Origin of the sequence: Streptomyces sp. CS113, from assembly GCF_002188365.1 — a bacterium.
Classification (GTDB): Bacteria; Actinomycetota; Actinomycetes; order Streptomycetales; family Streptomycetaceae; genus Streptomyces; species Streptomyces tendae.
Genome location: NZ_KZ195574.1, coordinates 1,307,953 through 1,331,335, shown reverse-complemented (window position 1 = coordinate 1,331,335; position 23,383 = coordinate 1,307,953). Strand labels below are relative to the sequence as shown.

14 protein-coding genes are annotated in these 23,383 nt (G+C 75.0%); 7 read left to right on the top strand and 7 right to left on the bottom strand.

Translation table 11 applies throughout. From position 1 onward, the window contains the following. Positions 1-46: 46 nt before the first annotated feature. From B9W62_RS05730 to B9W62_RS05705, 6 genes are all read right to left on the bottom strand, one after another. Positions 47-826 (bottom strand): ABC transporter permease, encoded by a 780-nt coding sequence (locus B9W62_RS05730; protein WP_087805802.1) that lies wholly within the window; start codon positions 824-826, stop codon positions 47-49. Beyond that, positions 823-1,596, bottom strand: a complete 774-nt coding sequence (locus B9W62_RS05725; protein WP_087805800.1) for an ABC transporter permease — start codon at positions 1,594-1,596, stop codon at positions 823-825. The genes B9W62_RS05730 and B9W62_RS05725 overlap by 4 nt, the downstream gene beginning before the upstream one ends. Continuing rightward, a complete protein-coding gene (locus B9W62_RS05720; protein WP_087805798.1) occupies positions 1,593-2,564 on the bottom strand; it encodes an ABC transporter substrate-binding protein in 972 nt (323 codons plus the stop codon). The genes B9W62_RS05725 and B9W62_RS05720 overlap by 4 nt, the downstream gene beginning before the upstream one ends. A 143-nt stretch (positions 2,565-2,707) precedes the next feature. Then, complete coding sequence (locus tag B9W62_RS05715) at positions 2,708-3,649, bottom strand: PDR/VanB family oxidoreductase (protein ID WP_087805796.1); 942 nt, start codon at positions 3,647-3,649, stop codon at positions 2,708-2,710. After that, positions 3,646-3,816 (bottom strand): hypothetical protein, encoded by a 171-nt coding sequence (locus B9W62_RS05710; RefSeq protein ID WP_087805795.1) that lies wholly within the window; start codon positions 3,814-3,816, stop codon positions 3,646-3,648. Before B9W62_RS05710 ends, B9W62_RS05715 begins: the two co-directional genes overlap by 4 nt. Beyond that, positions 3,813-4,886: an aromatic ring-hydroxylating oxygenase subunit alpha gene (locus B9W62_RS05705; RefSeq protein WP_087805793.1), complete on the bottom strand. Its 1,074-nt coding sequence runs from the start codon at positions 4,884-4,886 to the stop codon at positions 3,813-3,815. The genes B9W62_RS05710 and B9W62_RS05705 overlap by 4 nt, the downstream gene beginning before the upstream one ends. A 225-nt stretch (positions 4,887-5,111) precedes the next feature. Here B9W62_RS05705 and lanKC point away from each other — a divergent pair, with 225 nt between their 5' ends. The 4 genes from lanKC to B9W62_RS05685 all read left to right on the top strand — a co-directional run bounded on the left by lanKC (position 5,112) and on the right by B9W62_RS05685 (position 11,761). Then, a complete protein-coding gene (lanKC, locus tag B9W62_RS05700) occupies positions 5,112-7,841 on the top strand; it encodes a class III lanthionine synthetase LanKC (RefSeq protein ID WP_179235367.1) in 2,730 nt (909 codons plus the stop codon). 37 nt (positions 7,842-7,878) lie between these two features. Continuing rightward, positions 7,879-8,007 (top strand): mycelium formation morphogenetic lantipeptide SapB, encoded by a 129-nt coding sequence (locus B9W62_RS05695; RefSeq protein ID WP_003972313.1) that lies wholly within the window; start codon positions 7,879-7,881, stop codon positions 8,005-8,007. Positions 8,008-8,123: 116 nt separating this feature from the next. Then, the gene (locus B9W62_RS05690; protein ID WP_256976195.1) at positions 8,124-9,929 is read left to right on the top strand and encodes an ABC transporter ATP-binding protein; all 1,806 of its coding nucleotides are present in this window, start codon (positions 8,124-8,126) and stop codon (positions 9,927-9,929) included. Further along, on the top strand, positions 9,926-11,761 hold the full coding sequence (locus tag B9W62_RS05685; protein WP_087805787.1) for an ATP-binding cassette domain-containing protein: 1,836 nt from the start codon (positions 9,926-9,928) through the stop codon (positions 11,759-11,761). Before B9W62_RS05690 ends, B9W62_RS05685 begins: the two co-directional genes overlap by 4 nt. Before the next feature lie 4 nt (positions 11,762-11,765). Here the strand turns inward: B9W62_RS05685 and ramR are convergent, their stop codons facing one another. Continuing rightward, on the bottom strand, positions 11,766-12,374 hold the full coding sequence (gene ramR / locus B9W62_RS05680; protein WP_160166096.1) for a two-component system response regulator RamR: 609 nt from the start codon (positions 12,372-12,374) through the stop codon (positions 11,766-11,768). Positions 12,375-12,901: 527 nt separating this feature from the next. Between ramR and B9W62_RS05675 the strand changes: the two genes are divergently transcribed. The 3 genes from B9W62_RS05675 to B9W62_RS05665 all read left to right on the top strand — a co-directional run bounded on the left by B9W62_RS05675 (position 12,902) and on the right by B9W62_RS05665 (position 22,673). Beyond that, positions 12,902-13,783, top strand: coding sequence for a DUF4132 domain-containing protein (locus tag B9W62_RS05675; RefSeq protein ID WP_087805784.1), 882 nt, complete (start codon positions 12,902-12,904; stop codon positions 13,781-13,783). A gap of 40 nt (positions 13,784-13,823) precedes the next feature. Next, positions 13,824-18,860, top strand: a complete 5,037-nt coding sequence (locus B9W62_RS05670; protein WP_087805782.1) for a DNA-binding protein — start codon at positions 13,824-13,826, stop codon at positions 18,858-18,860. 84 nt (positions 18,861-18,944) lie between these two features. Continuing rightward, positions 18,945-22,673, top strand: coding sequence for a DUF5682 family protein (locus B9W62_RS05665; RefSeq protein ID WP_087805780.1), 3,729 nt, complete (start codon positions 18,945-18,947; stop codon positions 22,671-22,673). Positions 22,674-23,383: the final 710 nt, after the last annotated feature.

The window sequence follows — 23,383 nt, the reverse complement described above, 5'->3', positions numbered from 1 at the left end:
CGAGCACGAGTCACGGAACGCGCGTCACGCGCCGTCGGGCACGGCATCACCGTGACCGCCGGGAGGCGGCGCGCAGGCCGTGGTACCAGCCGAGCGCCCGCCGCTCGACCAGCTGGAAGAGGACCGACAGCACGAAGCCGAGCAGACCGAGCAGCAGGATGCCGGTCCACATGTCGGGGATCGCGAAGGAACGCTGGAACTGCACGACGGTGAAGCCCAGCCCGTTGCTGGCGGCGAACATCTCGCTGATCACCATGAGGATGATGCCGACGGACAGCGCCTGGCGCAGCCCCGCGAAGATCTGCGGACTCGCCGAGGGCAGCACCACGTGCCGCAGCCGCGCCGCGCCCGTGATGCCGTAGGAGCGGGCCGTCTCGGCCGTCACCGCGTCCACCGCCCGCACCCCCTCGACCGTGTTGAGCAGCACCGGCCAGACACATCCGCTCGCGATGACGACGACCTTCATCGTGTCGCCGATGCCCGCGAACAGCATGATCACCGGTACCAGCACCGGCGGCGGCACCGCCCGCAGGAACTCCAGCACCGGCTCGCACACCGCCCGCACCCGCCGGTAGGAGCCGATCAGCGTGCCGAGCGCGACACCGACGGCGCCCGCCAGCGCGTAGCCGGCGGCGAGCCGCAGCACGCTGGGCAGCACGTCACCGCGCCACCGCTCGCCGGTCCACACGTCGGGGAAGGCCGACACGATCGTCCCGAGCGGCGGCCAGTACACGTCCTCGCTGCCCGACGAGGCAACCCACCAGACGGCCACGAGCACCACCGGCAGGGCGAGCACGAACACCAGCCGCAGCAGCAGGCGCCTCACACCGCCACCTCCCCGCGCACCGACTGGTGCCAGGCCAGCGCCCGCCGCTCCACCGACCGCGCGCCGACGTTGATCAGCAGGCCCAGCAGACCGGTGACGACGATCAGCGCGTACATCTCGGGCACGGCCTGCGAGGTCTGCGCCACGGCGATCCGGGCACCCAGCCCCGGCGCCCCGACGACCAGTTCGGCGGTGACGGCGAGGATCAGCGCCACGGCCGCCGCCAGCCGCACCCCGGTCATGACGTACGGCAACGCGGTCGGCCACAGCACGTACCGGATCCGCGCCCAGGCGCCCAGGCCGTACGAGCGTGCCGTCTCCTCGGCGACCGGATCGACGTCCCGCACGCCGTACAGGACCTGGATCAGCACCTGCCAGAAGGAGGCGTACACGACCAGGAGCAGCACCGACCGCAGTTCGGTGCCGAACAGCAGCACCGCCAGCGGGATCAGCGCGACCGACGGGATGGGGCGCAGGAACTCGATCGTGGACGCCGTCGCCTCGCGCAGGTACGGCACCACGGACAGCAGCACGCCCACGACGATCCCCGCGCCGACCGCCACGGCCAGACCGAGCGCCCAGCCGGTGAGGGTGTCGCCCAGCGCGGTCCAGAAGGCGCCGTCCGCGACCTCCGTGCCGAGCGCGTCGGCGATGCGGCTGGTGGGCGGGAAGTACTCCTCCTCGACCAGGCCGAGCCGCGGCACCGCCTCGCCCAGGGCGAGGAAGCCCGCGAGCCCGGCCGCGCCCAGTGCGGCGTCGGCGCCCCTCACGGCAGCAGCTCGTCCAGGTCCGGCGCCCGCTTGAACAGCCCGTCGGCCTCGCCGAGCCTCGCCAGCTCCTCGACACCCGCGCGGTTGGGCTCGGCCGGCCACTTCGGCAGCGTCACCTTCGCCAGCACGTCCGCCGGGATCTTCGTGTACGTGGTGACGATCTCGCGGACCTCGTCGGGGTGCGCGTCGGCGTACGCGAGGGACTCGGCGGTGGCCGCCTGGAACTTCTTCACCACCTCCGGCTGCTCCCGCGCGTACGTGGCCGAGGTGAAGTACATGGCGACGGTGAGGTCGGGCGCCACGTCGATCATGGGGGAGGCGATCTCCCGGCCGCCCCGGCTCTTGATCGTGGCCAGCGCCGGCTCCACCACCATCGCCGCGTCGATCCGCCCGGCGTCGAGCGCGGCCGGCATCTGGTCGAAGGCCAGCTCCACCAGCTCGACCTCGTCGGGGTCGCCGCCCGCCTTGCGCACCGAGGCCCGTACCGCGGTCTCGTTGATGTTCTTCAGCGTGTTGATGGCGACCTTCTTGCCCGCCAGCTCCTTCGGCGACCGGATCGGGCTGTCCCCCTTCACGGTGAGCGCCTCGAAGTCCTTGCCCACCTCGCCGGTCGAGGCGATGCCGTTGGCCACCGCCTTCACCGGCACGCCGTTCGACTGGGCGATCAGCAGGGACGTCATGTTGCTGAAGCCGAACTCGAACTGGCCGCTGACCACGCCCGGCACGATCGCCGCGCCGCCCTGCGCACTGGAGAAGGACAACTTCAGGCCCTGCTTCTCGAAGAACCCCTTCTTCTGACCCAGGTACAGGGGCGCGACGTCGACGATGGGGATGAGGCCCACCTCGACCTCGGTGGTGCTCCCGGAGGAGCCGGACCCGTCCGACCCCCCGGAGTCGTCGGACGAGCCGCACGCCGTCGCGGCGGCCAGGACGGACACGGCCGTGAGGCCGACGAACAGACGACGCATGACTCCCCCTGGAGGAACGTGCTCAGTGGACGTGCTCAGTGGGAACGTGCTCAGCGGGAACGTAGGGCCGGCGCGGAGTCGTGGTCAATGCTCTTGCCGAGATGGGCCGTTGAGGATTCAACCGAGGGTGTGGCGCCGCTCTGTCACAGGTCCAGCACCAGCCGGCGGCCGCGGCACCGCGACACACAGATGAGCATCGTCTCCCCGGCGGCCCGCTCCTCCTCGGTGAGCACCGAGTCCCGGTGCTCGGGATCGCCCTCGACGACCTCGGTCTCGCAGGTCCCGCAGGTGCCCTCCGTGCAGGAGTAGAGCACCTCGACGCCTGCTCCGCGGACCGCGTCCAGGACCGAGACGCCGGGGGGCACGACGACCGTACGGCCGCTGCGCGCGAGGACGACGTCGAACTCCGCCTCCGCCGGGGCGTCCCCGTCGGCCTCCTTCGGACGGAACCGCTCCACCCGCAGGCTCCCGGCCGGGCACCGCGCCTCGACGGCGTCCAGCAGCGGGCCGGGCCCGCAGCAGTAGACGAGGGTGTCCGGGGCCAAGCCGTCGAGCACGGGCCCGAGGTCGAGCAGCCCCGACTCGTCCTCCGGGACGATCGTGACCCGGTCCCCGAACCGCGCCACCTCCTGCGTGAACGCCATCGCGGCCCGGGTCCGCCCGCCGTACAGCAGGGTCCACTCGGCGCCCGCCTCCTCGGCGGCGGCCAGCATCGGCAGGACGGGGGTGATGCCGATGCCGCCGGCGACGAATCGGTAGCGGGGCGCGGACTCCAGCCGGAAGTTGTTGCGCGGGCCGCGCACCCGGACCTCGTCCCCGGCCCGCAACTCCCCGTGGACGTAGGCCGAGCCGCCCCGCCCCTCCCGCTCGCGCAGCACCGCGATCCGCCACTGCGCCCGGTCGGCCGGGTCGCCGCACAGCGAGTACTGCCGCTCCAGGCCCGGACCGAGGACCACGTCGACGTGGGCGCCGGGCTCCCAGGCCGGGAGCGGTTCGCCCATCGGGTGGCGCAGGGTGAGGACGAGCACGCCGTCGGCCGCGGTCTCCCGGCGGGCGACGACGAGTTCGGCTTCGTACCGGGTCATGAACCGTCCCCGGGCAGGTGGTGTCCCCGCGGGTGGGCGAGCATCCAGTCCCACATCGCGACGGGGTCCTCGGCGGTGTGCTCGGCGCCGCAGTGGCAGGTGCCGCGCAGGACGTCGGTGCCGGGCAGCCAGTCGACGCGGTAGACCTCGCCGGTGCGCCCGCTCACCGGGCCGCCCGCGGTCCGGCGCCGGCGCCCTCCTCGACCAGCCGGGCCAGGATGCGGCGCGCGGCCAGGCCGCCGGTGTCGATGTTGATGCTCAGCTCCTGGTAACCGGTGCGCTCACCGCCGAGCGTGCGCTGGAGCAGGGTGAGCGCGTCGACGTCCTGCATGACGACCGTGCGGTTGTTCTTGTACAGGAACTCGGTGACCTCGGCGTCGTCCGTCGCCCAGTCCCGGGAGACCGCCCAGAAGTCGTACACCTTGCCGTCGCCCGACGGCGTGATGGCGTAGGTGATCTCGGTGTGGAAGCCGTCCGGATCGCTGCCGTCGGGCGCGGGCACCACACCGGTCGGCGCGACCCTGCTGTGCAGCAGGTACAGGCAGGGCGCGTGGTACTCGATGTCCTGCCACCGGTCGATGCGCCCGCCGATCCCCGTCGACCTGGCGTAGAACGGCGGGCACTCGGCGTCGTCCATGTGCCGGCTCACCCGGACGATCCCGGCGCCCTCGTCGACCTCGGTGGTGATCGGCGTCTCGGCGACCTCGGGCGTGCCGATGTAACCGCCGTGCAGATACGTCTCGTGGGACAGGTCGAGGAGGTTGTCGACCAGCAGCCCGTAGTCCGCGTCGATCGGCTCCATGCCCCGGACCGTGACCCAGCCCGGCGCGTCCAGGTGCCGGGCCCGCGGCACCGCCTCCGGGTCGGCCAGCGCCGGGTCGCCGATCCACACCCACACCAGGGAGTCCCGTTCGGCCACCGGGTAGGAGGCGACCCGGGCGGTGCGCGGGATCCGCTTCTGACCCGGCACGTACACACAGGTGCCGGTCGTGTCGTAGGTGAACCCGTGGTATCCGCACACGATCCGGTCCCCGTCCAGCCGCGTCGGCGCCTCGGACAGCGGGTAGCGGCGGTGCACACAGCGGTCGTGCAGGACGACCGGGCTTCCGTCCCCCTCGGCGCGGTAGAGCACGAGCGGTTCACCGAGCACCGTGCGGCCCAGCAACTCGCGCCCCACCTCGTGACTGTAGGCGGCGACGTACCACTGGTTCCTGGCGAAGGCGGTCATGTGCGGCATGCGCGGCTCCCGTCGTCCTCGACGTCGTGTGGTCACACCTTCGCCATGCCGTCCCGCCCCGGCAACAGCACTTCCGCCAGGCGGAATTCTCCCGCTCCGGGAGTCCCGCCGCCGCGAAGTTACCTGTGCGTTCCGCACCTCGGAGTGGTGACAGCCGCAACTGTCCGAGGCGGTACGCCGCGTGACAGCGTCGTCTCCGTCAGCCACCGGTGGGAGGGAGCAGGCGTGAACAAGGGCTACGCCGTGTACTGCGACGCGGACCCGTACTTCTACGACGCCCCGCACCGCACGGCCGACCGGACCGGAGCCGCGCGCTCCCGGTATGCCGCCGCCTCCTCGCCCGTACCGCAGGGGTGGCAGCGCCACGAGAGCGGGGACTGGCTCGCGCTGCGTCCGGCCGAGGCCGACCTGCCCGCCCAGGGGTGGAAGATCCATGTCTCCGCCTGCCTCGACAACGCGGAGGGCGTGCTCGACCGGGTGTGGCGGCACTGCGTCGGCGGCGGTACGGCCTTCAAGTTCGTGCCCAGCCGCTACCTGCTGCACCAGCGCAACGCCAAGTACGCGGACCGGGCCGGCAGCGGCAAGTTCGTCACCGTGTACCCGGCCAACGAGGCGGAGTTCGAACGGCTCGTGGGAGAGCTGTCCGAGCTGCTGGCCGGCGAGCCCGGCCCGCACATCCTGAGCGACCTGCGGATCGGCGACGGGCCCGTGCACGTCCGCTACGGCGGCTTCACCCGGCGCGACTGCTACGACGCGGACGGGGAACTGCGGCCGGCCGTGTCAGGACCCGACGGTGTGCTGGTGCCCGACCTGCGCGGTCCGGTCTTCCGCGTCCCGGAGTGGGTCGACCCGCCCGCCTTCCTGCGCCCGCACCTCGACGCCCGCTCCGCGGTGACCGTGACCGGCATGCCGTACGCCGTCGAGTCGGCGCTGCACTTCTCCAACGGAGGCGGCGTCTACCTCGCCCGCGACACCCGCACCGGTGCGCGGGTCGTCCTCAAGGAGGCCCGTCCGCACGCCGGGCTGGCGGCCGACGGCGCCGACGCCGTGACCCGGCTGCACCGTGAACGCCGGGCGCTGGAGCGGCTGTCGGGACTCGACTGCACGCCGGAGGTGCTCGACCACCTCACCGTCGGGGAGCACCACTTCCTCGTCCTGGAGCACATCGACGGCAAGCCGCTCAACACGTTCTTCGCCCGCCGGCACCCGCTCATCGAGGCCGACCCGGGCGAGCGGAGACTGGCCGAGTACACGGACTGGGCCCTCGACGTCCACGCGCGGGTGGAACGCGCCGTCGCCGAGGTCCACGCCCGGGGTGTGGTCTTCAACGACCTGCACCTGTTCAACATCATGGTCCGGGACGACGACAGCGTCGCCCTGCTGGACTTCGAGGCCGCCCACCACGTCGACGAGGCGGGACGGCAGATCGTGGCGAACCCGGGGTTCGTGGCGCCCGCCGACCGGCGTGGGGTGGCGGTGGACCGGTACGCGCTGGCGTGTCTGCGGCTCGCGCTGTTCCTCCCGCTCACCAGTCTGCTGGCCGTCGACCGGCACAAGGCGGCGCACCTCGCGGAGGTGGTGGCGGAGCAGTTCCCGGTGGACCGGGCCTTCCTGGACGCGGCGGTCGACGAGATCACGCGGGTCGACGGGGGCACGCGGGTCGACGGGAGTACGCGGGTCGACGGGAGCACGCGCAGCGACGAGGTCGCGCACCTCGACGTGACCGTGCCCCTCGACGGGGCCGCGCGCGTCCACCGCGCTCCGGCGGCGGGGCGGCCCGGCGCGCCGGTGGCGCCCGTCCGGCCCGACGACTGGCCGCGCAGCCGGGACTCCATGGCGGCGGCGATCCGCGCCTCCGCGACGCCCTCCCGCACGGACCGCCTCTTCCCCGGTGACATCGCGCAGTTCGCCACGGCGGGCGGCGGGCTGGCCTTCGCCCACGGTGCGGCGGGGGTGCTGTACGCCCTGGCCGAGAGCGGGGCCGGGCAGGACGAGGACGGCGAGCAGTGGCTGCTGGAGCGGACCAAGCGACCGCCGTCGGGCATGCCGCTCGGTTTCCACGACGGGCTCGCCGGACTCGCCTGGACCCTGGAGCGCCTCGGTCACCGCGACCGCGCCCTCGACCTCGCCGAACTCCTCCTCGACCAGCCGCTCGACCACCTGGGCCCGGACCTGCACGGCGGCACCGCCGGTCTCGGCCTGGCCCTGGAGTCGCTGGCCGCCACCACCGGTCAGGCCGCGCTCCACTCGGCGGCGCTGCACTGCGCCGAACTGGCCGCCGACGGCCTGCGGGGCGAGGGCGGGCCGGCCGGCCGCGCCGGCCGCGGCCGCGCCCGTGCCGGGCTGCTGTACGGCGGCGCGGGGCGGGCCCTGCTCTTCCTCCGGCTCTTCGAACGCACCCGGGACTCCGCCCTTCTCGACCTCGCCCGCGACGCGCTGCGCCAGGACCTGGCCCGCTGCGTCCGCGGCGCGGGCGGCGCGCTTCAGGTCGACGAGGGCTGGCGCACCATGCCCTACCTGGGCGCCGGCAGCGTGGGCATCGGCATGGTGCTCGACGACTACCTGGCCCACCGGGCGGACGAGGAGTTCGCACGGGCCGCCGACGAGATCGTGGCCGCGGCCCAGGCGATGTTCTACGCCCAGCCCGGGCTCTACCGGGGCGTGGCCGGAATGGTCCTGCACCTCGGCCGCACCACGGCCACGGCGCCCGGTACCGGGCCGCGGGCCGTACGGCGCCAACTTCACGCCCTGTCCTGGCACGCCATGTCCTACCGCGACCGGCTCGCCTTCCCCGGCGAGCAGATGATGCGCCTGTCCATGGACCTCTCCACCGGAACGGCCGGATGCCTGCTCGCCGTCGCCTCCGTCCTCGGCGACGCGCCCGCCGGACTGCCGTTCCTGCCGCCGCCGCGCCGGAGCGGCGGCCCCCCGACTCGGCCCCACCAGGAGCCGTGAGAAAAGCACACCCCTTGCCGAACGAAAGGAATGCGTCATGAACCTGTTCGACCTGCAGTCGATGGAGACCCCCAAGGAAGAGGCGATGGGGGACGTCGAGACCGGCAGCCGCGCGAGCCTCCTGCTCTGCGGCGACAGCAGCCTGAGCATCACCACCTGTAACTGACACAGGGGTTGACGGCCACGGCGACGTGGTGAGTCACGTCGCCGGGCGCGGGCGCCCCGGGTTCCGGCCCGGGGCGCCGACGCCTGCCCGCGCACGACGTACGGAGGTTCTCACCGGTGCGAAAGAGCAGGCCCGTGCCGCCGCGGGCGCCGGGGCGCGCCCTGGAAACCCTGGTCCTGCTGTGCTCGGCCGCGGCGGCCTTGGCGGCGGTGGCCCAGCCCCTGGCCCTCGGCCGCACCCTGGATCTGCTCCTGCGCGACGGCGACGCCGGATGGTGGCTCCCGCTGAGCGCCGGACTGCTCCTGGGTGAACTGCTGCTGGACAGCGCGACCTCGCTGTTCACCGGCCGCTGCAACGCCACCTGGGCGGCGTCGGTCCGCACCCGCGCCCTGCGCGGTCTGCTGCGCACCGCCCCCGACCACGCGCGGCCGTACCCGCCGGGCGACATCGGGACCCGTCTGACCCTCAACGCCGCCGACGCGGGCGGCGCTCCGGCGGCCCGCGCGGCGCTGGCCGCCTCACTGATCACCCCGCTGGGCGCCCTGGTGGCGCTGGCGCTCGTCGACGTGTGGGTGGCGCTCTGCGTGCTGACCGGTCTGCCCGCCCTGGCGCTGCTGCTGCGTTCCTTCGCCCGCGACACCGGCGCCACCGTCGCCGCCTACCAGCGCACCCAGTCCCTGATCGCCTCCCGGCTGCTGGAAGCCCTGGAGGGCGCGGACACGATCGGCGCCGCGGGAACCGGCGAACGGGAGCGGGCCCGGGTCCTGGCACCGCTGGCGGAACTGGCCGCCCAGGGCCGCCACATGTGGGCGCTGCACGGACGGGCGCTCGGCCGGAGCGGTGTCCTGGTCCCGCTGCTGACGCTGGCCGCCACCGCCGTCGGCGGGCTGCGGCTGGCGGCCGGCGAACTGAGCGTGGGGGACCTGCTCGCCGTCGGCCGGTACGCGCAGCTCACGGCCGGCGTCGGCGCGGCGGCGTCCCTGCTCGGGGCGATCGTCCGGGCCCGTGAGGCACGGCGCCGGACCCGGGAGCTGGAACGGATGCCCGCGACGGCGTACGGCACGAGGCGGCTGCCTGCGAACGGTCCGGGAGAGCTGCGACTGTGCGGGGTGCGCGTGCTGCGCGGCGGCAGGGAGGTGCTGCGCGCCGACGGCGTGCGGGTGCCGGGCGGCAGCACGGTCGCGGTGGTCGGCCGCAGCGGGGCGGGCAAGTCCGTCCTGGCGGCCGTCGCGGGACGGCTGATCGACCCCGACGAGGGACATGTCCTGCTGGACGGCGTCCGGCTCGACCGCTTGACGCACGAGGCGCTGCGCACCGAGGTGGCGTACGCCTTCGAACGCCCCGTACTGGGGGAGGGCACGGTCGCGGAGGCGATCGCCACCGGGGCGCGGCGGCCGTCGCGTGAGCGGGTACGCCAAGCCGCCCGGGCGGCGGGCGCCGACGGCTTCGTACGCCGGTTGCCGCACGGCTACGACACCCCGCTGCCGAGGGCACCCCTCTCGGGTGGGGAACACCAGCGGCTCGGACTGGCGCGGGCCTTCGCGCACGCCGGGCGGCTGCTGGTGCTGGACGACGCCACGTCCAGTCTGGACACCGCCACGGAGCACGAGGTGGACCTGGCGCTGCGTCGCTCGGTGCGGCCGGGGACCAGGCTCGTGGTGGCGCACCGCCCGTCGGTCGCGGACCGGGCCGACCTGGTGCTCTGGCTGGAGGACGGACGGGTGCGCGCCGTCGGAACCCATCGCGAGCTGTGGCACACGGCCGGGTACCGGGAGGTCTTCGGCGCCGGCGCGGCAGCCGATACTGATGCCGGTCCGGGTCCGGGTCCGGGTCCGGGTCCCGGTCCCGGTGGCGGTGGCGGTGTCGGCGGCAGTGGCCCGGGGACCGTACGGCGTCCCGAGCCCGAAGAGGCGCGCCCGTGACGTCCGCCGAGGCCGGGGCGCTGCGCCGCCTCGCACCGCCGGCCCGCCGCTTCCTCGCCCACCGCAAGGGAGTGCTGGTACGGCTCGCGCTCTGGTCGCTGGCCGAGTCGGGGCAGGCCTTCCTGGCCGGCCACGCGGTCGCGCGCTCCGTCGACGAGGGGTTCCTCGCCGGTGATCCGCGCCGGGGACTGCTGTGGCTCGGGGTCGCGCTGGTCGCCGTACTGTCCGGCGCCCGGGTCGTCCGGGGTGTGTTCGCGCAGCTCGCCGGGGTGACGGAGCCGCTGCGCGACGGCCTGGTGCGGCGTGCGGTCGACCGGTCCATGGCCAGGGCGGCGCCGGGCGGCCCCGGTGGGACGGACCGCGCGGCCGTCTCACGGCTGACGAACCAGGTCGAGATCGCCCGGGACAGCTTCGCCGGCCTCGTCCTCTCCCTGCGGTCCTTCGTCTTCACCGCCGCCGGCGCACTGCTCGGCCTGCTGTCCCTGCACCCGGCCCTGCTCCTGGTGGTGCTGCCCCCGCTGGCGGCCGGGCTCGCGCTGTTCCTGGTCACGCTGCGGCCCATGGCGGCCGCCCAGCGCCGGGCCCTGGCGGCCGACGAGGCGTTGGGCGAGCACGCGGCGAGCGCGCGTGCGGCGTTGCGGGATCTCGCCGCCTGCGGGACCGGGCCCGGGGTGGAGCAGCGCGGCGCGGACCTGGTCGCCGACGCCGCCGCGGCGGCCCGGACGCTGGCCGGATGGGCGGCGGTGCGCACGGCGGCGCTCGGCGTCGCGGGCCACCTGCCCGTGCTGGCGCTGCTGGTGGCGGTGGAGTGGCTGCGCGGGCGAGGGGTGAGCGTGGGGGCGCTGCTGGGCGCGTTCACCTACCTCGTCCAGTCCCTGCTGCCCGCCCTGCACACCCTGATGACCGCGCTGGGCGCGGCGGGGTCCCGGCTGCTGGTCGTCCTCGACCGGATCCTCGGCCCGGAGCCGGAGCCGGAGTCGGAGTCGGAGCCGGAGTCGGAGCCGGAGTCGGAGTTGGGGTCGGGGCCGGGGCCGGAGTTGGGGTCGGTGCCGGAGTCGCGGGCGCGGCTGAGCACCGCGAGCGCACCGGGGGCGACGGCTTTCGCCGCGCACACCGCCGCGCCCCCGGCGGTCGAGCTGCGGGCCGTCACCCTGTCCTACGGCGTCCGCGCCGAGCCCGTGCTCGACACGCTCGACCTGCGCGTCGCGCCGGGTGAACACCTGGCCGTCGTGGGACCGAGCGGCATCGGGAAGTCGACCCTCACCCGCCTCGTCGCGGGAACGCTCGCGCCGAGCCGCGGCGAGGTACGCGTGGCCGGCCGCCCGGTGACGGGGCGCCCCGCCGTCGAGCTCGCCGCGCTCCGGGTGCTGGTCCCGCAGGACGCCTACGTGTTCTCCGGCACCGTCGGCGACAACCTCGCGTACCTGAGGACGGACGCGTGCCGGGCCGAACTCGACGCGGCCGTCGGGGTGTTCGGTCTCGCTCCCCTGGTCGAGCGGCTGGGCGGGCTGGACGGCACGGTGCGCCCCGCCGAGCTCTCGCCGGGGGAGCGGCAACTGGTCGCGCTGGTCCGCGCGTACCTGTCGCCCGCCCCGCTGCTGCTGCTCGACGAGGCCACCTGCCATCTCGACCCGGCCTCCGAGGCCCGCGCGGAGGAGGCCCTCGCCGGGCGGCCCGGAACCCTGGTCGTAGTGGCGCACCGGCTGTCCTCGGCGGTCCGTGCCCACCGGACACTGGTGCTGGACGGCGTACGGGCGCAGTGCGGAACGCACGCCGAACTGCTGGGCCGTTCGCCCCTCTACCGAGACCTGACGGGACACTGGAACTCGTGACGCGTCAGGTCCAGCCGGCGCTCTGGACGATGCGGATCGCGTCGACGCGGTTGCGGGCACCCACCTTCCGGACCGCCGTGGCCAAGTAGTTGCGGACCGTCCCCCGGGACAGGTGCAGACGCGCCGCGATCTCGGCGATCGGCGCCCCCTGCGAAGCCAGGGCCAGCACGCCCAGTTCCCTCGTGGTCAGCGGCATCTCCGCGCCCTTCAGCAGGGCCACGGTGAGCGTCTCGTCCAGGAAGCGTTCGCCCTGGGCGACCGTGTGCACGGCGGTGATCAGCCGATGGGCCGGGGCGTTCTTGTCGACCAGCCCGAGGGCGCCCCCGTCGAAGGCCCGGCGCAGCACTCCCGGCCGCTTGGCTGTCGCCAGGACCACGAGCCGGTCCCCGTACCGGGCCCGTAGACGTCCGGCGCCTGCGACTTCCGGCCCCGTCAGGCACTCTCCGTCCACGACACAGACGTCGGCGGGCAATGCCGCACCCGGCTCCGGACCGTCGGCGTCGAGGCAGTGCGAGGTCACGTCCAGCGTGTCGTCGGATCTGAGCAGTTGCACCAGTGCCGACCGCAGCAGTTTCTCGTCGTGCACCACGGCAATACGAACCATCTCCCCCACCCCTTGTCAGCGGCGGCCCCGTTCGGGCCGCCGGGCTCCGCGCGCCCCCGCGCCATCGGGCCATGTGCCCCCATCCGGGACGGCGGAACACGACGCGTACGCACGTGCGAACCGCATCGGAGGCAATTCGCCGTCGTCAGAGGCTTGTCGGGGGACGATCGAGACGGGTGCGGCAGCGAAGAAGGGCGGATAACACACCAATCCGCCGGACGACTTCGGCCCGTGTGTGAACCGACGAGAGTCCGCCGTCCTCGCGTCGCGGCCCCTGGCGTCCTGGCCAGGGCGGTTTCCGCCGCCCGTGGCCGGCCGCGCGCGCCGCCCGGGCCCGATCGGCCCGAGGTCCTGGCGATACCGGGCCCGGCCGAAAGCCGCCGCTGTCCAATCTGGCGCGAAAGGCACCGCGCGGACGGCTCCCGAGGCTGTCGGTGGGTGCCCCTAGTCTTTGGCCAACGCCACAGCGGAGTGTGCCGATTCAAGGGCCCGGGGTGCTGTGCCGTGTACCTAGTACTGGGAGAGGCGAAGAGCTGATGGGTTGGCTGGCAGCGGGCGACACGTACGAAGTCGCCCTGGTCGAGGGCCGGGTGGTGGCGCGGTCCACCGCGGCGGCGGGGACGGCTTCGGAGGGGAAGCGGGAGCGGACGCTGCCCGCGGAGATACGGGACCGCCCCGAGGTGGTCGAACTCCAGCGCTTCGCCGAGTGGCTGGACCGGCACGCCGCCGAGTGCGCGGCGCAGGTCGGCACCTGGATGGTGTCCTCGCTCCCGGTGCCGACCGGGCTGCTCGCCCGGGTGTGGCCCGACGAGGCGTGGCAGACGGCGCTGCGTGACATCGTCGTGGTCGGCGAGGCGCCCGACGAGGTCGGCTTCCTGCGCGACGCGGACGAGTCGGACGGGCTGCGGGTGGTGAACCTGGACGGCGAGACCGTCCGCCTGAACCCCCGCACGGTCACCATGCCCCACCCGGTGCTCCTCCCCGATCTGGAGGAACTGCGCACCTTCGCCGCCGAGTTGGGCGTGGTGCAGGGCGTGGAGCAGATCCACCGGGCCACCTGGACGGCTCCCGGGGCGGGTGAGGACGGCGGCACCGACGTGGTCACCGAGTTCGCGGGCGCCGAGTACCGCTCGTGGTTCCACCTGTCCGCCCGCGCCACGTCCCTCGGCTACCGGATCTCCGGGAGCCGCATCGTCGACCGCGTCCGGGACGCCGGTCGCGTCTTCACCGCCTCCGTCGGCATGAGCGACCCCTATACCGAGGAGAAGGCCTGGACCGGCGGCCTCAGCTGGAGTCACGGGGACGGGTACCGGAGTCTTCCGCTGCACGAGGTCGGCCCCGTCGCCTACTCCGAGGGCATGCGGATGGCAGCCGCCCTGCACGCCGGCCGCACCGTGCCCACGGACGGCGCCGAGTGAACGCCACAGCGACACGCATACCCATGAAAGGCACGCGATCATGAGCGACGGCACGACACGGCACGAGGCGGCGGAAGAGGTGGCGGAGCTGCTGCGCGCCGGAGCCGTACTGCCGCCCGGCACCACCGGGGGAGGCGACCGGGCCGTGCCCGTGTTCACCCGGGCCTACCGGCATCCGGGCCTCGACGACCGGATCGTCGTACGCCTGACGCCCGCCGACCCGTCCGGCACCGAGCCCGCCGCGGGAGACGCCGCAGACGGGGGCGGAGGCGGATTCCTCGGACTGCTGCCCGTGGGCGAGCCGGTCGAGGTCGGCGTCGGACAGCACCGGGCCATGGGCTTCCCCGAGTGGGTGCTGGTCCGCCACCCCTCCGACGGCCATCTCGCGATGTCGCTCGTCGAGGAGATGAACAAGGTCGCGCGGACGGTGCGTACCCGGGCGAAGCGGGCCCGCGCCGCCTACGAGTCGATCGGCGAGCGCCTCGCGGGCTCCGTGCCCCACTTCCTGCCCACCTTCTACGAGGAGGCCGGCCGGGTGTTCCTGGCCGCCGGCGAGAAGGCGTACGCCTCCCAGATGTTCGTCAACGCGCGCAAGGCCGAGACGGCCCACGCCCTGCCGTTCGACGAGGCCCGCATGGACGCGGTGTTCCTGGAGTTCGCGCTCGCCGACGCCATGCCGACCAAAGTGCTCTCCAGTTATGCCAAGGGACTCTCGTCCCGGGTGCCGGCCGCCACCGCCTTCCGGCACCTGCGCGGCCTCTTCGTCCGGCTCGCCGCGCACGGCGTGGCACCGTCGAGCCCCGGCGCGGGTGACCTGCGAAAGCTGGCGAAGGCCGTCGCGGGCAAGGGAGCCCTCGCCGAGGAGATGGCGTACCTGCGCGAGGTGCTGCCGCTGCCCGGCACCCTCAAGGCACCGCCCGGCTGGTGGAAGGCCCACCGGGCCGCCCTGCTGGAACTGACCCGGCGGGAACCCGCCGCCCGCGGCACCCTGCTCGGACTGCTCCCCTCCGAGTGGGAGCACGAGGAGCTCGGGCAGTGGCTCGACCTGCTGGAGAAGACCGGTGCCACCGAGGGACTGTGCGACGCCACGCTGCCCGCCGAGGCCCGGTCGCCCGACGGCACCGCCGGCTGGACCCGCAGGTTCCTCGCCCTGTGCCGCACCCACGAGCGGCACATCGCGCCCTCCGAGCTGTACCCCCTCCTCGACCGCATGGCCGATGCCCTCCGCGCCGAACTGAACGACGAGAACGGTACGTTGCGGCCGCCCGTCGGCGACGTCAACCTCCTCGACCAGCTCCTCGCCCTGGACGTCCCGGTCGGGACCCCCGAGGACCGCCCGTGGCTCAACCTCCAGGAGTGGGCGGCCCGCGACGGACGGCGCGACCTCCTCGCCCTGGCGGCCGACACCCGCTTCCGGGAAGTCTTCCGCAGCGGCTGCCCCACCTACGAGCGCGAGGGCATCGACAAGCGCACCGTGGCCCGGCTGGCCGAGTCACCGGGCGGCCGCCCGATGCTCGCCGAGTGGGTGGCCGGGGTCAGCCGCGGGTACCTCACCGGCGGACTGGGCGACTTCGCCCTCAACAGCGGTCCGTTCGAGACGCTGGGATGGCTGCCGGGCGAGATCCTGGCGACCGCCGAGCAGGAGGTGCGGGACGCGCTGGGCACCGGCATGGCGCCCGTGCTCGCCCGCGCCCTGCGCGACGGGATCGTCGACGAACTGGGCTGGCCCGCCTGGGACGAGGCGATCGGCTCGGCCGCGTCCCCGGAGCGGGTCCGCGAGACGCGCGTGGCCGAGGCCTGGCCGCACCTCGTCGTCCTCGACGGCACGCACGTCCGGGTGCTCGGCCCGCAGGGCACTGTTCTCCGTCACGAACTGCGCCTCCCGGACGAGGGGGGCCCGGGCCGCCCCGACGTCCGGTACGTGGACGGCGGACTGCTCGTCTCCTGGTACGCGTCCGGCCCGTCCACCTCGTACGGCTACTGGTACCACCCCGACACCGGCATCTCGCCGACGACGGAACTCGACGGTGACGTGCGCTCCTCCTACACCTGCCACGTGGACGGGAAGGGCGGGACGAACGGCATGCCGTCCGTCACCCTTCCGCTCCCCGGGGGCGGCAGGACCAGCGGCCGCGGAGTGCTACGGCCGGGGGACACCCACGTCCCGTGGCGGCGACAGGTGATCAGCGACGGCACGTCGTACTGGCTCTGGGTCGACGACTGGTCCGCCGAGCGGAACAGTGGCTGGCACGCCTATGAACCGGCCGACGACACGGTGGGGGAGCGCGGCGCGCCGGACTGGTTCACCGAAGGGCTGCGTGCCGCGCCCGAGGGCAGCACCCTCGGCGCCGCCTGGCTGCTGCCCGCCCCGTCCGCCGAGCCGGGCCCGATGTGCGCCCCGGTGGACGGGCTGCTCGGCTGGCGGGTGATCGTCCGGCCCGACGGCTCGCGGCAAGGAGAGGACCTGGCCGGCCACACGGTCGTCGTACCGTGGCGCGTGGGCGGGAACCCGGAGAACGCGCTGGTCTTCCCCGGCACCGACCGGGTCGTCACCGTGATGCGATGGTCGAGCGCCCTCCAACTGCGGGACTCCGAGCAGGCGGTGCTCGCCCACTTCAAGGGTGATCAGACAGCCGGCCCCTTCTCCGCGGGCACCCCCCTGCTGCCGCCCCTGCGCTACTGGCACCTGCTCGTGCCCCGCGACCCGCAGGGCTCCGCGGCGCTCCGCCGGGTCGGCGACGACCTCGCGACGGAGCTGCTGGCGGCGGCCGTGGCCGAGACGGCCGGGGACGAGGCGGCGGACCGGGAGGCGGTGCTCGCACCCGTCCGCACCCTGTTCCCGGAGGTCGGCCACGAGGCGCTGCTCCGGGGCATCAGCGGCGTGGCGCGCTACGCCGCCGAGCAGCAGCGCGTCCTGGACGGGCTGCTCGCCCGGCTGGACTCGGCGGTCCAGGGCGAGAGCCCGGAGGAACCGCGACCCGCGCTCGGCGACCGCCTGCTCGCCTCGGCGCTCAACGGCGCCGGCCTGACCGAACGCGACGCGCGTGGGTACTACGACTTCCGGCACGACCTCTTCGATCTGCCGCGGCTCCTCTCCCGGTCGATGAAGGGCGAGGCCGAACCGGCCCCCGCCGGCATCCTGCACCTGTCGCTCGACAAACGGGCGCCGTTGGAGCACCTGAACGCGGTGGCCCTGCCCGAGCTGCCCGCCGTACTGGCGCTGAGGGCCGCCTCGCAGGCCACCGTGACGGAGCACCGCGAGGCCCTGGACACCTTCCTCGGCGAACTCGACGCGCACGGGCTGACGGAGCTGGACCCCGGCCACTGGCGCCGCGTCCACCTGGCCTTCGACCCCGCCACGTTCGACGGGCCGGGCGGAACGCACGGGTACACCCGGGGGACCGTGCTCGACCTGGAGGGCGGGGAGTTCCTCGTCTTCCCCGACGACTGGTACCAGTTCGTCCGCGAGTACGGACCCCACGAGGTCAAGGGCAAGCACTATGGCGCGGTCCACCACGACCCGTCCGGCCGCTTCGAGACACCGGCCCCCTACACGCCGGTGTCCTGGGAGCCGTTCGTGCCGGAGCCGACCCGGGCCCCCGGCTGGGTCGCCGCCTTCCGCGCCGAACTGGCCGAGCGCGGCCCCGCGCCCTGGCGCCCCGAGGCCGCCGAGGAGTTCGCCCGGCGCACCGGCGTCACCCCGACCACGGCCCGGCTCGTGCTCGCCGGGACGCCGCAGATCGACGACAAGCGCGCGAGCCTGCCGGCCGCGACCCTGAAGGCCATCGGGGTGAAGTCGGCCGACGCCCGCGTGGCCAAGGACGAGCTGAGGTCCCTCGACAGCGCCGCCCTGCGGGCCGTGGTGGCGGCACTGCTGCCCACCGAACCGTCCCGGCTCTGGACGCACGGCCCCGACACCGCCCGCGCGGCCGAGGTCTGGAACGAGCGGCTGGGCAGACGCACCCCGCTGCCCGAAGACGTGCTGCATGACGCCGTCCGCACCGTCGAACCCGTCGGCTGGGCACCCGCCGACGCCCTGCGGGGGTTCGTGGACCTGGCCACCGAGCCCCGGCTGACGCAGGACCTGACCTGGAGCTTCGGCCGCTACTACCTGGAGACCGCCGAGCAGGCGCCGCGCTTCGACAGCTCGGTCCTCAAGGGGTCGGTGGCCCTGGCCGCGTGGCTCGCCCACCGGCTCCCGTCCGGCGACCCGATCCGGGCCACCCTGCCCGGCGTACTGACCGCACTGCGCGAGCGACTGGCCCACCCCGGCCTGCTGCTCGCCCTCGACCGGCGCGGGATCGACTGGGAGGCGTTCCGGCGGGCCGCCGGAGACCCCGCGGAGACCGGCGACGACTTCGAACGCCACGGCGCGGTCGTCCTGGGCACCGGGCGGACGGAACCGCTTCCCGCCATCCGGCCGGCGCTGCTGGACGCCGCCGGTCACGATCCCCACCTGGCGGCGCTGTACACCGGTGAGCGGCCGAACGCCCAGGAGACCGCGCTGCGCCTGGTCCACGACCGGTCGTTCGCCGAACTGCTCGCCGACCCCGGCAACCCCCTGGCGGGCGAGCGCGACGCGGACGGGCTGTGGTGGCCCCAGGACCCCGCCCGCTCCGTGCCCGACCTGGTCGGCGAGGCCGCCAAGCGGTACGGCGTCGGCGAGGACGCGGCCGTCCTGTACCTGATGCTGCTCGCCATGCCGGACCCCACCGACCGCAACACCGCACGCTGGACCGGCTGGGGCGGGCAGCGCGGCGGCACCGCCCGGCTGCGTGCCGCCCGGGCCGAACTCGCCGCCACCGACCTCGTGGTCGAGGGCAGCCGCGCCAAGGCCGGACGCTCGCTGTTCCTGCCCGGCGGCTGGACCCAGCCCGGCAACCCGCACCTGCCGCTGGAGCGGTGGAAGCTGCCGATGTACGACCTGCTGGAAGGGGAGGCACCCGTCCTCGGAGTCGTCGTGCCCACCCGGCCCGTCGCCGCGGTGTACCGGGAGGCCTGGCAGCGCGTCCAGGACGGGGACGGACCGCGCCTGGAGGAACTGGAGGTGCCGCGACCGAGGAAGCGCCGCCGCTGACACGCGCGGCACGGGGACGGCCGCGGCACGCGGCCGTCCCCGCCCGTCACCCGCCCTCTCCCTTCCCCGCACGCACCTGGACCCATGACCGCACGCGAAGAGACCGTCGCTCGGCCGCCCGCGCCCGCGCCCGCGCCCGCCGCCCGTACGCAGCCGTTTCTGATCGGCGTGCGCCACCACAGTCCCGCACTGGCCCTGGCCGTCCCCCGGCTGCTCGACGCGGCGAACGCGGAGGTGGTCTGCGTGGAACTGCCGGCCGACTTCCAGCCGTGGCTGCCGTACCTCGCCGACCGGCGGACCGTGGCGCCGGTGGCCCTGAGCGGTACGTACGAGGACGGGCGCCTGCACTTCTACCCGCTCGCCGACTTCTCGCCGGAACTGGCCGCGATCCGCTGGGCACGGGACCGGGGCGCGGAGGTGGTCTGCTGCGACCTGCCGCTGGCGCACCGGGGATGGTCCTGCGGGCCGCCGGACGAAACCCGTGTCGAGGTCGACGCGCTGTGGGAGCGCACCGTCGAGGCACTGGCGCCCGGCAGTGCCCCCGAGGCGGTGCGCCGCGCCGCCCTCGCCTTCGGGCGGGCGCTGCGCGAGGACACCGCGGCCCACGGCGGGATCGCGACCGGTGACCTGGCCCGCGAGGCACACATGCGCCGGGTCCTCGCCGAGGTGGGTCAGCGCCGGGTCGCGGCGGTGGTCGGCGCGTTCCACGCACCCGCCCTGGCCGGCCCGGGCGAGCGGGCCAAGTCCGCGGAGGCTGAGACCGATGCGGGTGCGGGTGCGGGTGCGGGTGCGGGTGCGCTCGCCGATGCCGATGCCGATGCCGATGCCGATGCCGATGCCGGTGGCGATGGCGATGGTGATGGTGATGCCGAGACCGGGGCCTCCACGGACCTGGCCGCGGCCTCGGGGCCGGGGACGCCGGGCGGCCACGACTCCCCGGTCGTCACGTCCCTCGTGCCCTACGCCTTCGCCCTGCTGGACCCCCGCTCCGGCTACCCGGCCGGCATCCGCGACCCGCGCTGGCAGCAGGCGGTGCTCGACGCCGGCGGCGACCCCGCCCGTATCCGTGACGCCGCCGCCCGGTTCCTCACCGAACTGTGCCGGGAGATCCGCGCGTCCGGCGACACGGCGGGCACCGGCGAGGCCGTCGAGACCCTGCGACTGGCCTGCGACCTCGGCACCCTGCGCGGACTGCCCGCACCCGGCCGCGCGGAACTGCTGGAGGCGGTGACGTCCGTACTCGGCCGGGGCCGTGCCCCCGACCGGGAACTGGACGCCGTTCTCGTCGGCTCGGGCCGCGGCCGGCTCGCACCCGGCACGCCCCGCTCCGGCCTCGGACCCTGGGTGGAGGCGGAACTGGCCGCGCTGCGGCTGCCCGGACCGGCCGCCCCGGACAGCCGGGACCTCCGGTTCACGCCGCTGCGCTCCGACCTCGACGCCCGGCGCGAGATCCTGCTCCAGCGCCTGCGGGAATGCGGGGTGGGCTACGCGGAGCCCGTCGAGGTGACCGCGGCCGGGGAGGGCAGCGCCCTCACCACCCGGTGGCGGGCCGCATGGACCCCGTCGGTCGCCGCCCGCCTCGACCTCGTCGGCGTCCGGGGCGTCACCGCCGCCCAGGCGGCCGACGGCACCCTCCGGGAGAACCACCGCAGGGCGGCCGAGGGCGGCCGGGTCACCCCGGCCCGGGTCGTCGCACTGCTGGGCGCCGCGGCCCGGTGCGCGCTCACCGACCTGCTCCAGGACGGCCTCACGGAGGCCGAGCGCGTTCTGCCGGGCTCCGCCTCTCTTCCCGAACTGCTCGATGCCCTGGACCTGTTGGAGTCCCTGCGCCGACGGCACCTGCCCGGCACCACCGCACGCGTCCGGGCCCGGGCTGCGCGGCTCACCGACCTCCTGATGGAAGCCGCCCTCCGCGTGCTGCCGGGACTGGCCGGCAGCGACGAGACCCGGGACGCCGTCGCCGTCGTCACCCTCGCCGTCCGCAGCGCCGAGGACCGGCTCGGCCTGCGGCTCGACGGCGAGCTGTACGCGCTCTCCCGCACCGGCTCCCCGCTCCTCCAGGGCGCGGCCCAGGCCGCCCGCGTCCTGCTGGACCTCGGCGGCTCGGACATGCTGGGCGCGAGGCTCGCCGGCTGGGTGGACACCGCGACGGGACCGGACGGCCGGCACCGGCTGGAACGCCGACTCACCGGGGTGCTCGTCGCGGCCGGACCACTGGTCGAGTCCGCGTCCACCGCACTGGGCCCGCTCTTCGAGCGCGTGGAGACCATGAGCGACCGCGACTTCCTCGACCGGCTGTACGCCTTGCGCGGCGGCTTCCGGGCGCTCACGGCGGAGGGACGGAGCCGCGTGTTCGCGGTCGTCTCCGGCCGCCTGGGCACCCGGCCCGACCTCCGCCTGCCCGCGCCGCCCGCACTGGTCGGGCGGTGGGCCGCGGCCGACGACGAGGGACACGCCCTGCTGCGGGACCTGGGCCTGGCGGGCCTGGTGCGCGCCCCGGCACCGGAATGCGCCGGGGCGACCTCGGATTCCGCGCCGCCGACGGAGCGTCCCGCCGCCGAGGCCCTGCCCGCCGCCGATGCCCCGCGGCTCGGCCCCGCGGACCGCTGGCGGCTGCTGCTGGGCCGTGACACCCGGCGACTCCCGACTGCCCTGTGGCCGTACGTCCGCGCCCTCGACGAACTGTTCGGGCGGGAGGGCGACGGAGCGGGAGAGGAGAGCGGGGGGACGGGGGAGAGCCGTGCCGGCGGAGGCGGCGGCGAGCCGGAACCCGGCGCGAGCGCACCCACCGCAGACGGAGACGGAGACGGAGACGGGGGCGGGGGCGGGGGCGGGGGCGGCGACCGGACCGGCGGCCGGTCGCGGGGCTACCCCAGCGTCCGGCACTGGGCCGAGGACCTCCAGGCCCTCTTCGGCGCGGAGATCAGGGAGGAAGTCCTCGCGCGTGCCGTCGCCGACGGACGTACGGACGCCGTCGACCTCCTCGACGCGGCCACCGCGCGCCCCTCCGTGGAACTGCTGTCCACCGTGCTGTCGTTGGCCAGGGGGATGCCCGAACAGCGGCTGGCCGCGCTGCGGCCGCTCGTGAAACGGCTGGTCGAGGAACTCACCCGGGAACTCGCCACCCGAGTACGCCCCACGCTCACCGGCCTGACCACCCCGCTCCCCACCCGGCGCCCCGGCGGCCCGCTCGACCTGCCCCGCACGCTGCGGGCCAACCTCGCGCACACCCGCAGGCGGGCGGACGGGCGGGTCGAGGTCGTCCCCGAACGGCCGGTGTTCAAGACACGTACCGCGCGGCGGAACGACTGGCGGCTGATCCTCGTCGTCGACGTCTCCGCCTCCATGGAGGACTCCGTGGTCTGGGCGGCGCTCACCGCCGCGGTCCTGGGCGGGGCGCCCATGCTCTCCACCCACTTCCTCACCTTCAGCACCCAGGTCGCCGACCTCAGCGGCCTGGTCGCCGACCCCCTCTCCCTGCTCCTCGAGGTGCGGATCGGCGGCGGCACCCACATCGCGGCCGGCCTCGCCCACGCCCGTTCCCTGGTGAAGGTGCCGGACCGGACCCTGGTGGTCGTCGTCAGCGACTTCGAGGAGGGTGCCGCGGTCGAGGGGCTGCTGGCCCAGGCGGAAGCCCTGGTGTCCGCCGGCGTCCGACTGCTGGGCTGCGCCGCGCTCGACGCCGGGGGAGCGCCCCGCTACTCCGTGCCGGTCGCCCGCCGACTCGCCGCCGCCGGGATGCCGGTGGCCGCGCTCAGCCCGCTCGCGCTGGCCCGCTGGGTCGGCGAACAGGTCCGAGGAGCCTCCCGATGACCCCGCCCCACCGGGACACCCGTGCCCCGCTCCCACCGGTCGCACCGGAGGTGTTCGCCGCCGCGGTGGAGAGCCTGACCACCCGGCTGCGCCGCAGACTCGACCCGGCCGTCGAATCGCTGGCCACCACGCCCGTCGACGTCGCCGAGGACGGCACGTACGGCATCCGCTGCGGCACCGACGCGCGGGTGACCCTGGCCCCCGGCCCGTCCGGCACGATCACCTCCCCGGACCAGGCCCGTTGCACCTGCCTGCTGTCCCCGCGCTGCCTCCACCGCGCCGCGGTCCTGGGCGCGTGCCCGATCGCCGACGCGAGCCCGCCCCGGGAACCGGCCCCGAAACCCGACCCACCGGCCGCCTCCAACCCGCCTCCCGAGCAGACCCCGCCCGCCGCAGCCGCCCCGTCCGCCGGTCCGGCCCCGTCCGCGGCGCCAGACCCGTCCGCCGTTCCCGTCCCGCCTGCCGGGGACGCTCGGTCCTCCGAAGGTGTTTCGTCCGTTGGACCTGTTCCGTCCGTCGGGCTGGCCTCGTCCTCCCACGCTGCTCCGTCCGCCGGTCCGGGCACGTCTCCCGAGCGGGCCCCGTCCGTCGCAGCCGTCCCGCCTGCCGGGCACGCTCGATCCGCCGGGGGTGTTTCATCCGCTGGACCTGGTCCGTCCGCCGGGTCGGCCTCGTCCTCCGACGCAGCTCTCCCCGCCGAACCGGGCCCC